Origin of the sequence: Pseudoalteromonas sp. XMcav11-Q, from assembly GCF_040104525.1 — a bacterium.
Classification (GTDB): domain Bacteria; phylum Pseudomonadota; class Gammaproteobacteria; order Enterobacterales; family Alteromonadaceae; genus Pseudoalteromonas.
Genome location: NZ_JBECOX010000008.1, coordinates 43,206 through 56,266 on the forward strand (window position 1 = coordinate 43,206; position 13,061 = coordinate 56,266).

Here is a 13,061-nt window from a genome sequence, read left to right on the forward strand (position 1 = left end):
GCGTAATGACACCTAGTATACTGTATGAAATTACAGTATCAAGTAGAATTTTATGATTTTACCATCGCTACAGTATTTTTTAATGCAAATTCAATGGCTTGAAGTCTTATTTCGGCCCTATTCCCAGTAAATACTTGGTGAAATGCCTGAACTCTATCACTATTCGCAATAGCAAACCATACAGTACCTACGGGCTTATCAACGCTGCCTCCAGTTGGTCCAGCGATACCAGACACAGCAATGGCAACTTCAGCATGAGCTGCCTGCTGAGCACCTTTGACCATCTCCAAAACCGTTTGCTCACTCACGGCACCAAATTGCGTTAGGGTTTGTTGTGATACTCCCAATAATTCGTGCTTAGCTTGATTACTGTATGTCACAAAACAACGTTCGATATAAGCAGAGCTCCCCGGCGTATCTGTTAACGCATAACTCACCCCACCACCTGTACATGACTCTGCGGTAGTGATTGTTACGCCGTTATTCGTTAGAATAGCGCCCAATTGTGCCGCATATTCGGCTATCTCTTTGTAGTGCTCCATAGGAAAACCTTTTAGGTATCAACAATGTCGTCAGATCTATATTCAGAACACACTATAAACCAACAAACCCCAATGATGCAGCAATACCTGCGAATTAAAGCTCAGCATCAAGAAATCTTGCTGTTCTATCGCATGGGCGACTTTTATGAACTCTTCTTTGACGATGCTATCAGAGCGGCGCAGCTTCTCGATATATCTCAAACCTATCGCGGTAAAGCCGGTGGCAATCCAATTCCAATGGCAGGTGTTCCCTATCATGCAGTTGAAAACTACTTAGCTCGCTTGGTACAACTGGGTGAATCTGTTGCTATTTGTGAGCAAGTTGGCGACCCAGCGACCAGTAAAGGTCCTGTAGAACGTAAAGTTGTGCGTATTGTTACTCCAGGTACCGTCACCGACGAAGCACTATTGCAAGAACGCCAAGATAATTTACTTGCGGCGGTCTACCAACATCCAAAAAACTTAGGTTATGGCGTTGCCTATCTTGATATTAACTCGGGCCGATTTAATATCGTAGAGCTACAGACTGACGAAGCACTTAATTCCACGCTACAGCGCTTGCAGCCCGCAGAATTGTTATATCCAGAATCATTTCAGAACCTTTTAGTGCTAGAAAGCATTAAAGGCAGTCGTCGCCGTCCAGATTGGGAGTTTGATTTAGACACAGCAAAGCATTTACTTTGTCAGCAGTTTGCAACCTGCGACTTAGTCGGTTTTGGTGTCGACAATGCCAATATGGGTTTAATCGCCGCGGGTTGTGTCATGCAATACGTGAAAGACACGCAACGCACTGCATTACCTCATATTCGTGCGATCACGCTCGAAAAGAATGAGCACGCGGTGATCTTAGATGCCGCGACGCGCAAAAACTTAGAGCTAACTCTAAACCTCTCTGGCGGTGTTGAAAACACCTTAGCGCAGATTTTAGATAAGTCTTCAACAGCCATGGGTTCGCGCTTACTAAAACGCCGCATTCATACGCCCGTGCGCGAACGCAAAGAGCTCAATGCTCGACTCAATGCGATTGCGAGCCTTATCGAACAACAACTATGTATGGAAGTTTACGATGCACTAAAACACATTGGCGATATTGAACGAGTCGTAGCCCGGTTAGCGTTATTTACCGCTCGTCCGCGTGATCTAACGCGCTTAAGAAGTGCATTACAAGCGTTACCGCCACTGCATGATATTTTACAAGATGCGACGGATACGAGACTTCAGTCTATTATTAGCCATTCACCTGCATTACCTAAGTTACAAGATTTGTTAGAACGAGCGGTTATCGACAATCCCCCTGTTCTCATTCGTGATGGTGGAGTAATAGCACAGGGCTACAATGCAGAGCTTGACGAGCTACGCGCATTAAGCGCAGGTGCCACGGATGTTTTAGAAAAACTTGAAGAAAGAGAGCGCGAACGCACAGGGATCTCGACATTAAAAATTGGGTATAACCGCGTTCACGGATTTTATATTGAGATCAGCCGGGCCAATTCGCACTTAGTGCCTGCGGAATACATTCGCAGACAAACACTGAAAAATAACGAACGCTACATTATTCCTGAGCTAAAAGAACATGAAGACAAAGTGCTTGGTAGCCAATCGAAAGCACTAGCACTTGAAAAGCGCCTATATGAAGAGCTCTTTGAACTCATCGCTCCTTATATTGAACAATTGCAAGTCATGGCAGCGGCGCTTGCCGATTTGGACGTACTAAACACCTTAGCTGAACGTGCTCAGACACTAGACTATTGCAAGCCCACGCTTACCGAGGGCACTGAAATTGATTTAGTGGATGGTCGCCACCCAGTCGTAGAACAAGTAAGTAAAGAGCCGTTCATTGCCAATCCAGTAAAACTCAATGATGAACGTAAAATGCTCATTATTACTGGACCAAATATGGGTGGTAAATCGACCTATATGCGTCAAACCGCGTTAATTGTGTTGATGGCGCATATTGGCAGCTATGTACCGGCAAGCGCGGCTACCATCGGTATTGTCGATCGTATTTTTACTCGCATTGGTGCCAGTGATGACCTTGCCTCTGGGCGCTCAACCTTTATGGTTGAAATGACCGAAACTGCAACCATTTTAAACAATGCAACCGCCCAATCATTGGTGCTAATGGACGAAATTGGTCGCGGGACAAGCACCTATGACGGTTTATCACTCGCTTATGCGACAGCGGATTATCTCGCCAGCAAAATTGCAGCAAAAACACTGTTTGCAACTCATTATTTTGAGTTAACCGAATTGGCTGAGCAGCAAGCCGGCCTTGTTAATGTGCATTTGGATGCCGTTGAACATAACGATACCATTGCCTTCAAACACACAGTAATGGAAGGAGCTGCAAGTAAGAGTTTTGGTTTACAGGTAGCTAGTCTTGCCGGCGTGCCAAAAGCGGTGATTAAGTTGGCGAAACAGAAACTCGCTTTGTTAGAGCAACATCAGAGCGTCGTTGGCGATAAGCCTGTTCATGTTACAGCGCCTGTACAGCAGAGCTTAATGCTTGCTAATGAGCCTTCTGAGGTTGAAGCGCTACTTGCAGATATGGATCCCGATGATATGACACCAAAGCAAGCTCATGCTTTGCTATATCAACTTAAATCTATGCTATAGAAAGTAAAAAAGCGGCTAAAAGCCGCTTTTTTAATGTTCTCTCACAATTAGAACTTGTGATTATATTGAAGACCAAAGATCATCGCATGGCCTTTAGAGCGATAGCCCCACTCACTGAATCTGTCAGCTTCAGTGAAAGTTTGTGTTTTACCTCTTAAAACACTGATCCCGAAATCTACAGTTGCTTGGTTAGCAAGTGTATACTCCGCACCAAATGAGTACCACGTACGGTCTGTATCAGGAATTGAGATAGACAGATGGTTTTCATCCGCTGGTGATTCATCATACGCCATACCTGCACGTAGTTTCACCGCATTACTAAGCTGATAGTCAGCACCAACTGCAAAACGTAATGAATTAGAAAAATTCTCTTCTTTAGTGAATACTGAACCTGCGTTACCAACTACAGCTTCAAGTTCATCAAAACTATTCCAGCCAGTCCAAAGTACGCTGTAGTGTAGTGAGGTTTCTTGGTTTAGTTTATGAGAACCTGAGATCTCAGCAATCGCAGGTAACGTTACATCTACTGAACCCGGTAGTGACGCGCCATTCAAGCCGCCAATCGCTGCTGGTAAGTCGTTGCTAAAGTGGCCATCAAATGTGATATCTGTTTCACTACGGTAATGGAAGCCGATTAGGTTGTTTTCATCAATTTGATAAGCAACGCCTAGGTTCCAACCAAAGCCATAATCGTCACCTTCTAAATGTACTGCTTGAGTACTTGCTGGCAAACCTGTCGTTGTCGCGCCAAGGTTACGGACGATTTTAGCATCGGCATAAACTTCATTAATACCAAACGCTACGCTCCATTGCTCATCAATTTGGTAAGCAGCTGAAATGCCTAAGTTAACGGTCTTAATTTCAGTTTCACCCGCGATTTGGCCAGCAACATAATCCTTATCGAATTCTGTAGATAGGCCAAACTGTGAATAGATACCTGCACCAATCGACCATTGGTCATTATATTTGTGTGTTGCATATATAGCAGGAATAATAGCACTTGGTGCGATGCTGTTGTCATTTAACGCTGCTGCAGGGATACCATTGCTAGTACCTGTTCCCGTCAGGCTTACGTCCGGTTGAACATACATAGCTGCTACTGATAATTGCGTGCCTGATAGCTTACCCATCAATGCTGGGTTACGTGCAACCACTGACGCATCGTCGGCTGCAGATGCTTCACCCGCATAAGCACGACCAAGGCCAGATACGTTTTGTTCCGCAAGTTGAAAGGCGGCAGCTAGTGCTTGTGATGACGATAAAATCGCACCTGATGCGATAAGACCTAATAATACTTTGTTCATACTCTAATCCCCTGTGAACTAACCATTTCCTGAGTAATGGTTAAAAAAACCAATTCGAGTAACACTGCGTAGCCTCACTTTGACCTTGCTCACCTAGCCAATATCCAGCTATGCCACACACCCACCAAATTGGCAGAATAATAAATTCATGACACCCTACCTAAAAGTGGAGTAGAAATCTCCTTTTTTGCGACTTTTCGTTGATTAAGTGAACATATAACGAACAAATTACGCACTTTATAAACTCATCGGATGAGATAAATTATCAAATGATAATAATTACCAATATCATTGACGTACCTTCATCCCTTATATACACTCTTCAATCTGAGTATGAGTCATTCTGTGTGCTAATCGTGCCAAGGAGAACAACATGTCGATAGCATTAATCGTTTGCGCATTGGTATTTTGCGGTCTCAGCGTATATTGCCTGTGCAAAGCAAACTACTGTGCCTGTCGCCACGCAGGAGAGTGTGATAATCCGGTCAGTCAATACTGGCTAGGTGCAATTGTCGCAGCGCTGCTATCACTGCTGCTAAGCTGTGCGGCGTTACATTCGGAAAAGGGAACATTACTGTGGATATTAATGATGGCAAGCTGTATGACTGGCGCAATGCTCTCTGCTAGATGGCAAAATCTCAAAAGACGCTGTAAAAACGCTTTCTTTCCGGTCGCGCAATCCAAACCTTAAATCAATAATTGATCTCTTAGCAATCGTGAGAGGTTAATTTGATAATCAAGCGGCCTGACACTTGCGATCACTTTGATGTCTGACTCGCTTAAATCCAAATCTTTTGCCGTAACATGGTGGAGATGTTTGGTATTGTAAAACACTCGTACAAGAGGCGCCGTGGGCGCATGTTTATTGCCTTCGAGTACCAATCCTAATCGCTCGTTGGTCAGTTTAACAATAGTCCCTACGGGGTGAACCCCCATACACTTAATAAAACGCTGCACTAGAATAGGATCAAATTGCTTTTTACTCGACAGCAAAAAGCGTAATGCATTAATAGGCTCATCAGCCTCTTTGTGGTGCTGATCTGAGGTTATGGCGTCGTATACATCCACAATCGCCATCATTCTTGCCGCGGTGCTGAGTGCGTCGTCTTTAATCCCTCTCGGATAACCTGTACCATCTAAGCGTTCATGATGGTTGATGATCATGTCCAGCATGATTGGCGTGATCCCAGACTCTCCTTTGCTCAACCCTAAAGACTGTGCCACATGTTTTTTGACCGCACGATACTCAAGATCGGTAAAATTGCCCGGCTTATTGATAAGCCCCTGCGGTAACTTAGCGTGACCAATGTCATGCAACATCGCCCCCATGGCTAACTGTTCAATAATGTGATGTTGCAAACCGAGGTGCTTGGCAAATACGGTGATCAGAATTGCGCAATTGGTCATATGACGCCAATTGTAGGCATCTTTGTCTTTGATCCGAGTTAAAATCGCCATCGCATTTGAATTACGCAGTACCGAATCGACGATGTCTTTACTTACCTCATTGATGAGGCTCATATCGACCTTCAAACCCGATGTTACATCTCCATAGAGGCTTTGGATCTGACGGTTATTCTTTTCAAACTTTTGCATCGCAACCGCAAATTCTTGCTGCAAAGTTTGTTCTTTACTCACCGTTTTAGCTTTGGATTTTGGCTTGCTGCGAGCGGTGGAAAGACTGCCATCCATGCCATTTTTGGCGGCAGGTTCTTCAGGGGTTTGTGGCGCTTCAGTGACCGGTTCTGCTGGCTGCTGGTATTTCTGTGGTACAGGAATATCGCTCTGCGTAAAGTCTATAGTGAGCTCCAGTACTCCTTTGTCAATCAGCTTTTGAATGATGGCTTCATCTCTGACCATTCCCCGAGATTTGATCTTAATACCCGCGTCAGACTTATGCTTGTGAACATTATCCACAAACATGCCAGGTCTAAGATCTTCAATTGGGAGGACAATCTGCATGAATCGCTTACACTACGTAGTTAGCCAATGAATATTAATACCATTGAATGAGGTGAAACACCATCTATTCAGATTAAATTCACACAAAGGTATGGTGAAATTACAACCACTCAGAAACGCTTGTTATACCAGTTTACTTAATTAAGTGATTTAATTTGAGGTATTTATGAAGTGTTGCAGAAGGGGAAACCCAACACCATATACATGCTGGGTTTTATACAGTTGCTATTCTTGGAAATAAGTTCCCCAGCCGTCGTATTCAACGCCAGCGTCTAGTGCAACCTTTTCTAACTTGTCTACGTCTTCCATGATAACGTCGGTATCCAGTTCGGCTTCTACTACAACATCAAAGCCCCAAATTTTACCGCCGTCTTCGAGCTCAAGCTCTGCTGGTTCTTCAACATCATAGCCCAATTTAAATGCCGCTAATGCTGCTGCTTCCAGCTTGTCAAAATCCTCACTTACAAAGTGATGTTCTACTTCATAAAGCGTTTCAGGGTTTGAACCGTCTTCTAGCAATGAAGAAACGATATCTTCACTTATCTCACGCCAGTTTTCCATTATTTTAATCTCGCTTTTGCATCTAATTCAGCTATTCTTTGAGCCATTTTAGCATGGATCTGAGCAGCGTGATCCCTTGCTGGCACTTCAGGGTCTAAATATTCCGGTTCTAGCATGTCGATATAGACCTTACCATTATTCCAACGATTGAGCTTTATCTGCTCATGCGTTGAACTCATACATACTGGGATAATAGGCACATTGGCGCTCATTGCGGTGTGAAATGCCCCGGTTTTAAATGGCAACAAACCGCGACCATAGCTTCTGGTCCCTTCAGGGAACATCCAAACCGATAGTTTTGACTCGGTGATTTTTTTTGCTGATTTGGTCAGTGTTCCTAAGGCTTTAGAACGATTGGCTCTATCAATCAAAATGTTGCCAGATAGCCAATACATTTGTCCAAAAAACGGGATCCACTTTAAACTTTTTTTCCCCATGCTGACGGTGTTTTTTGGCACCACGGCCGGCAGCGTAAAGAGATCATAATTATTTTGGTGATTTGCAACATACATCGCGGGGACAACATGCTTGGCATTTTCATGCTGCGTTATCACCAACTCAACGCCTATCAACTTTGACATATAGCCATACCATTTGGCTATCGTGTGCACATTGTTAGCATGAAAAGGGCGCACAATGCACAATAACAATCCGCAAATACCACTAACAATGATAAACACTGTTAATAAGAGAATTCGTATAATGGCAATCAATTTAACCACTCCAGAATTAAAATCTTGCGCATTATAATAAAATAAGCGAACACTTGTAAGCTCAAAATGATGATAGTTTAGAGGCTGCCAGAGGAATCTCAGAGTATGATAGTTAAGATACTGATCTATTTACAGAAAATAAAAATGCCGCTGAGTAGCGGCATTTGACACACGATTTATCATTTTTGCAAAATTTAGCTCATTGCGTTTTGCAGCTTTTTCATTGCTGACTTTTCTAGCTGGCGTACACGCTCTGCCGACACGCTATATTTCTCAGCAAGATCTTGTAATGTTGCTTTTTCGTCAGCAAGCCAACGTGCACTTACGATATCTTGAGAGCGCTCATCAAGCGTTTTCAGTGCTGCAAATAGGCGATTATGTGACTGCTCTTGCCACTGTTCTTGCTCAACTTCTTCGGCAAGGTCGCTACTTGTGTCTGTTAAATACTGTACTGGAGAGAAGTTACCCGCTTGGCTTTCATCATCGTCAGCAGATAGGTCAAAGCCCATATCTTGGCCTGCCATACGAGACTCCATCTCGCGAACTTCTTTCTCACTTACACCAAGCTCGTTTGCAACCGTTGTCACTTCGTCTTGGTTAAACCAACCTAAACGCTTTTTATTTTTGCGTAGATTGAAGAATAATTTACGCTGCGCTTTTGTCGTCGCAACTTTAACAATACGCCAGTTCTTTAATACATATTCATGGATTTCTGCTTTAATCCAATGTACCGCAAAAGAAACAAGGCGCACACCCACGCTTGGGTCAAAACGCTTTACTGCTTTCATCAACCCAATATTTCCTTCTTGGATTAAATCAGCCTGAGGTAGGCCATAGCCCGAATAACTTTTTGCGATGTGAGCAACAAATCTCAAATGAGACATAATGAGTTGCTTAGCCGCGTTAAGATCCCCTTCTTCCTGAAGACGTGTCGCAAGTTTTTTCTCTTCCTCAGCGCCAAGCATAGGTATTGTGCTTACAGATTGAAGGTAACCTTCAACGCTTGCGCTTTGCTGCCCAGTTAGTGCTAATGCGTATAAATCTTTAGTCATGTTTCACCTCAGTGATAAACCGTTTCGTGTATATTTAGCACTCTAACATCTAGAGTGCTAAATGCAATCTACTTTATCTGATTTTTAAAATCAACCTTTTTAGAAGAACTTCAAAAGTAAAATATAACCTACTGAATAATATTAAAAATATTGAATTAACTAGGCTTCTTTTTACGATATTATTTTTTTATGACAGTGCTAAATTTAAATAGTTCTGATTGTTTGAGTGCTAAAACCTGATAGTAATTGGCAACCGACTGCTACACTTTAGCAGTCGGTTGGTGTTTGTAGCGTTAAATCATACTTTTTCAGGTTCAATCTCTTTGATATAACGGTGTACAGAAAGAAAAGAGCCTACAAACCCTAAAGTAATCGCAGTGCCAAGTAGCACTAACAGTTCATTCCCTGCCATTCCCTGAAGCACAAAGTTGCTTTGATATACCCCAACAACTGTAGATACAGCTGACTCCAGCCACCACAACATAAGGCCAACACAGATAAAGGCAACCAAACCACCAACTATCCCATACCATACACCAGTCCAAAGAAACGGAGCCTGAATAAAGGTATTGGTCGCTCCCACCAGTTTTAGCACTTGAATTTCTTCTTTCTTGTCCATGATGGATAAGCGTATGGTATTTCCAATAATCAAGATAACGGCGCTAAGCAATAGAAACCCCACGGTGATCACACTTTCTTTTAGTAACCCCAGTAGTGCATTTAGGCGCTCTAGCCATTCAATATCCAGCTTACCAAATTCAACCTCGCGCTCTTTTTCAAGCTTAGTGAGAAGCTCTGTTGCGGCTTGTGGTTTTCTAAAACGACTAACAGGCGTTACCAGCACGACATTAGGCAGCGGGTTTTCTTCTAAATAGTTAAGCGCCTGACCAAAGCCTGACATTGACTTAAATTCATCCAAAGCTTGGCTTTTACTTATCAGTACTACTTTTTCTATTTCTGGATAGAGTGCAAGTCGCTTCACCAGAGTTTGTGTCTGTGCCTCAGTCATTTCATCTTTAACGAACAATGATATTTCAGATGCCTCTTTAAACCCGCTACTTACCTGCTGTACATTTTTCACTACCACATAAAGCGTCGCAGGTAATGTCAGGCTGAGCCCCAAAACTAGAATAGTCATTAAAGAGGCCATTGGCGTACGCCACATTTCCCCAAGGCTCTGTACACCTTGACGAATAATCATCAAACAAAAAAAGTAAAAATGATGAAATATCGACTTTTTACTCTGTTCAGCCTGATTTCCTCGTCCTTTAAACAGCAAACTCATAGCGTGTCCTCCGCCAGCGGATCTTGTAGCATGCGTCCTTGATTAAGCGTGAAGCTACGGTATTTCATACGTGCTATTAACCCCAAATCATGAGTAGCGATAAGAACGGATGTACCACGGCGATTAAATTCTTCAAATAAGTTCAGAATTTCCATCGATAGTTCTGGGTCTAAGTTCCCCGTAGGTTCGTCTGCAAGCAGCAAAGGCGGCGAGTTAACAATCGCTCTTGCTATGCCAACACGTTGCTGTTCACCTCCAGATAACACACTCGGATGGCACTTTGCTTTATCAAGCAAACCCACCTTGTCCAGAGCGGCATGTACTCTTTTGGTGATCTGTTTATGGTGAGTACCTTCAATAACTAAAGGTAGTGCGACGTTATCAAATACGCTGTAACGTTCGAGTAGGCGGTGGTTTTGAAAAATAATCCCAATATCTCGGCGAACAAAAGGAACTTGCCGGTTAGATACCGTATTGAGATCGACACCATTAATGTAGACACGGCCTGCTGATGGCCTTTCCATCACGCTAACCAACTTTAATAATGTACTTTTACCAGCGCCACTGTGGCCGGTTAAAAATGCGAGTTCTCCATTTGCAAGTTCAAAGCTCACTTTTTCCAGTGCTTTGTGCCCACCAGGATAAGTTTTGCTCACTTGCTCAAATTTAATCATGTTGGCCTCTTATACTTATTTTAACCATGACACTCAGTCCGTGGCATTGTAGCAATTCGGCAATCGAATAAAGCGGGCAAATTTGCCCGCTTTATTGCAACTGATGTCTCTATTTATTCTTGACTGAACAATGCCTCGATAAAATCATCACTCTTAAAGGTGCGTAAGTCATCAATGCCTTCACCTACACCAATATATCGAATTGGCACCTTAAACTGATCCGCCACAGCAAAGATAACCCCACCTTTGGCTGTACCATCAAGCTTAGTTAACGTGATACCAGTTAAGCCAACCGCTTGATTAAACAGTTTTACCTGGCTAATCGCATTCTGACCAGTTCCGGCATCAATCGTCAACATCACTTCATGTGGCGCGTCTGGGTCTAACTTTTTCATTACTCGAGCTATCTTCTCAAGCTCTTGCATTAGGTTATCTTTATTTTGTAATCGACCCGCTGTATCCGCTATTAATACATCGATATTTCTCGCTTTAGCGGCTTGGAAGGCATCAAATACCACCGACGCAGAATCAGCACCTGTGTGCTGGGCAACAACAGGGATACTGTTTCTTTCACCCCATACCTGCAACTGCTCTACCGCAGCCGCGCGGAAAGTATCGCCAGCCGCCAACATGACGGATTTACCTTCGCTTTGAAACTGTTTGGCAAGCTTACCGATTGTTGTCGTTTTACCAACGCCATTTACGCCGACCATTAAAATAACAAAAGGTTTCTTATCGGCAGGGATCTCAAGCGGTTGCTCAGCCGTCTTTAAGATCTCTGACATTTCTTTTTTCATTAGATCATATAAAGCTTCACCGTCTTTTAACTGCTTTCTATCAGCGGCATCAGTCAGGTTATCTATTAGCTTCATCGTGGTTTCAACACCAATATCAGCCGTTAGCAATTGCGTTTCTAGATCTTCGAACAGCTCATCATCGATTTTCTTGCCTTTGAATACCGAAGCAAAGCCTGAGCCGATATTGGCCTTGGTTTTCAACAAGCCTTTTTTAAGGCGGGAGAAGAAACCTTCTTTTTTCGGCTTTTCTTGTTCTTGAGCTAATTGTGCTTGACGCTCTGCCTCTTCACGCTCGGCTTGTTCTTTAACTAGCTGTGCCTGATGTTCTGCCTCTTCACGCTCGGCTTGTTCTTTCGCTAGTTGCGCCTGGCGTTCTGCCTCTTCACGCTCAGCTTGTTCTTTAGCTAACTGTTCTTGGCGTGCTGCTTCCTCACGCTCAGCTTGTTCTTTTGCTAATTGCGCCTGACGTTCGGCCTCTTCACGATCAGCTTGTTCTTTTGCTAATTGTGCCTGATGCTCTGCTTCTTCACGCTCAGCTTGTTCTTTCGCTAATTGCGCCTGACGTTCGGCCTCTTCACGTTCAGTTTGTTCTTTTGCTAATTGTGCCTGATGCTCAGCCTCTTCACGCTCGGCTTGTTCTTTCGCTAATTGTGCCTGACGCTCTGCTTCCTCACGCTCAGCTTGTTCTTTTGCTAATTGCGCCTGACGTTCGGCCTCTTCACGTTCAGTTTGTTCTTTTGCTAATTGTGCCTGATGCTCAGCCTCTTCACGCTCAGCTTGTTCTTTTGCTAATTGTGCCTGACGTTCGGCTTCTTCACGCTCGGCTTGTTCTTTCGCTAATTGTGCCTGATGCTCAGCCTCTTCACGCTCAGCTTGTTCTTTTGCTAATTGTGCCTGACGCTCTGCTTCTTCACGCTCGGCTTGTTCTTTCGCCAATTGTGCCTGGCGTTCCGCTTCTTCACGCTCGGCTTGTTCTTTCGCTAACTGTTCTTGGCGTGCTGCTTCCTCACGCTCAGCTTGTTCTTTCGCAAGTTGTGCCTGAAGTTCTGCTTCCTCACGCTCAGCTTGTTCTTTTGCTAATTGTGTCTGACGTTCTGCCTCTTCACGCTCGGCTTGTTCTTTCGCTAGTTGTGCCTGACGTTCTGATTCTTCACGCTCGGCTTGTTCTTTTGCTAATTGTGCCTGACGTTCCGCTTCTTCACGCTCAGCTTGTTCCTTTGCTAACTGTTCTTGGCGTTCTACTTCTTCACGCTCGGCTTGTTCTTTCGCTAACTGTTCTTGGCGTGCTGCTTCCTCACGCTCAGCTTGTTCTTTTGCTAACTGTTCTTGGCGTTCAGCTTCTTGTTGCTCTTTATCGGATTTACCAAAGCCCAACCAAGATAAAAATTTGTTTTTCTTTCCCATATTCACTTATGACCGTGTTAGATAAATTGCATAAACCCAAAGCAAAATGTTGATGATCTTGCTACCATACTCGAAAATGCCAATCCGCATCAGCTTATTGCTTTTACTTGGATTGATATCACACTTAATTTTGGGCTCGAAAGGCAAGCCG

Annotated in this window: 11 protein-coding genes; 2 read left to right on the forward strand and 9 right to left on the reverse strand. The window is 43.7% G+C overall.

The window, feature by feature from the left end:
- Nucleotides 1-50 precede the first annotated feature (50 nt).
- Nucleotides 51-542, reverse strand: a complete 492-nt coding sequence (locus ABMY45_RS14030) for a nicotinamide-nucleotide amidohydrolase family protein (protein ID WP_174170616.1) — start codon at nucleotides 540-542, stop codon at nucleotides 51-53.
- A gap of 24 nt (nucleotides 543-566) precedes the next feature.
- On the opposite strand from ABMY45_RS14030, the gene mutS reads away from it, so the two are divergent.
- A complete protein-coding gene (mutS, locus tag ABMY45_RS14035; protein ID WP_349289024.1) occupies nucleotides 567-3,158 on the forward strand; it encodes a DNA mismatch repair protein MutS in 2,592 nt (863 codons plus the stop codon).
- Nucleotides 3,159-3,205: 47 nt separating this feature from the next.
- Here the strand turns inward: mutS and ABMY45_RS14040 are convergent, their stop codons facing one another.
- Nucleotides 3,206-4,462 (reverse strand): outer membrane protein transport protein, encoded by a 1,257-nt coding sequence (locus tag ABMY45_RS14040; RefSeq protein WP_253106043.1) that lies wholly within the window; start codon nucleotides 4,460-4,462, stop codon nucleotides 3,206-3,208.
- A 373-nt stretch (nucleotides 4,463-4,835) separates the two neighbouring features.
- Here ABMY45_RS14040 and ABMY45_RS14045 point away from each other — a divergent pair, with 373 nt between their 5' ends.
- Entirely contained in the window at nucleotides 4,836-5,153 is a 318-nt protein-coding gene (locus tag ABMY45_RS14045; RefSeq protein ID WP_010374094.1) for a hypothetical protein, read from the forward strand.
- Here ABMY45_RS14045 and ABMY45_RS14050 read toward each other — a convergent pair.
- From ABMY45_RS14050 to ftsY, 7 genes are all read right to left on the reverse strand, one after another.
- A complete protein-coding gene (locus tag ABMY45_RS14050; RefSeq protein ID WP_039493015.1) occupies nucleotides 5,150-6,424 on the reverse strand; it encodes an HD-GYP domain-containing protein in 1,275 nt (424 codons plus the stop codon). The genes ABMY45_RS14045 and ABMY45_RS14050 overlap by 4 nt on opposite strands.
- A 225-nt stretch (nucleotides 6,425-6,649) precedes the next feature.
- The gene (gene rraB / locus ABMY45_RS14055; RefSeq protein WP_010374098.1) at nucleotides 6,650-6,985 is read right to left on the reverse strand and encodes a ribonuclease E inhibitor RraB; all 336 of its coding nucleotides are present in this window, start codon (nucleotides 6,983-6,985) and stop codon (nucleotides 6,650-6,652) included.
- A complete protein-coding gene (locus ABMY45_RS14060) occupies nucleotides 6,985-7,698 on the reverse strand; it encodes a 1-acylglycerol-3-phosphate O-acyltransferase (RefSeq protein ID WP_029215903.1) in 714 nt (237 codons plus the stop codon). Before ABMY45_RS14060 ends, rraB begins: the two co-directional genes overlap by 1 nt.
- Nucleotides 7,699-7,892: 194 nt before the next feature.
- Entirely contained in the window at nucleotides 7,893-8,750 is an 858-nt protein-coding gene (gene rpoH / locus ABMY45_RS14065; protein WP_010374102.1) for an RNA polymerase sigma factor RpoH, read from the reverse strand.
- Nucleotides 8,751-9,048: 298 nt separating this feature from the next.
- A complete protein-coding gene (gene ftsX / locus ABMY45_RS14070; protein WP_010607197.1) occupies nucleotides 9,049-10,035 on the reverse strand; it encodes a permease-like cell division protein FtsX in 987 nt (328 codons plus the stop codon).
- The gene (gene ftsE / locus ABMY45_RS14075; RefSeq protein WP_017218471.1) at nucleotides 10,032-10,709 is read right to left on the reverse strand and encodes a cell division ATP-binding protein FtsE; all 678 of its coding nucleotides are present in this window, start codon (nucleotides 10,707-10,709) and stop codon (nucleotides 10,032-10,034) included. The genes ftsX and ftsE overlap by 4 nt, the downstream gene beginning before the upstream one ends.
- Before the next feature lie 113 nt (nucleotides 10,710-10,822).
- Nucleotides 10,823-12,910: a signal recognition particle-docking protein FtsY gene (gene ftsY / locus ABMY45_RS14080; RefSeq protein WP_349289025.1), complete on the reverse strand. Its 2,088-nt coding sequence runs from the start codon at nucleotides 12,908-12,910 to the stop codon at nucleotides 10,823-10,825.
- Between the last annotated feature and the right edge of the window lie 151 nt (nucleotides 12,911-13,061).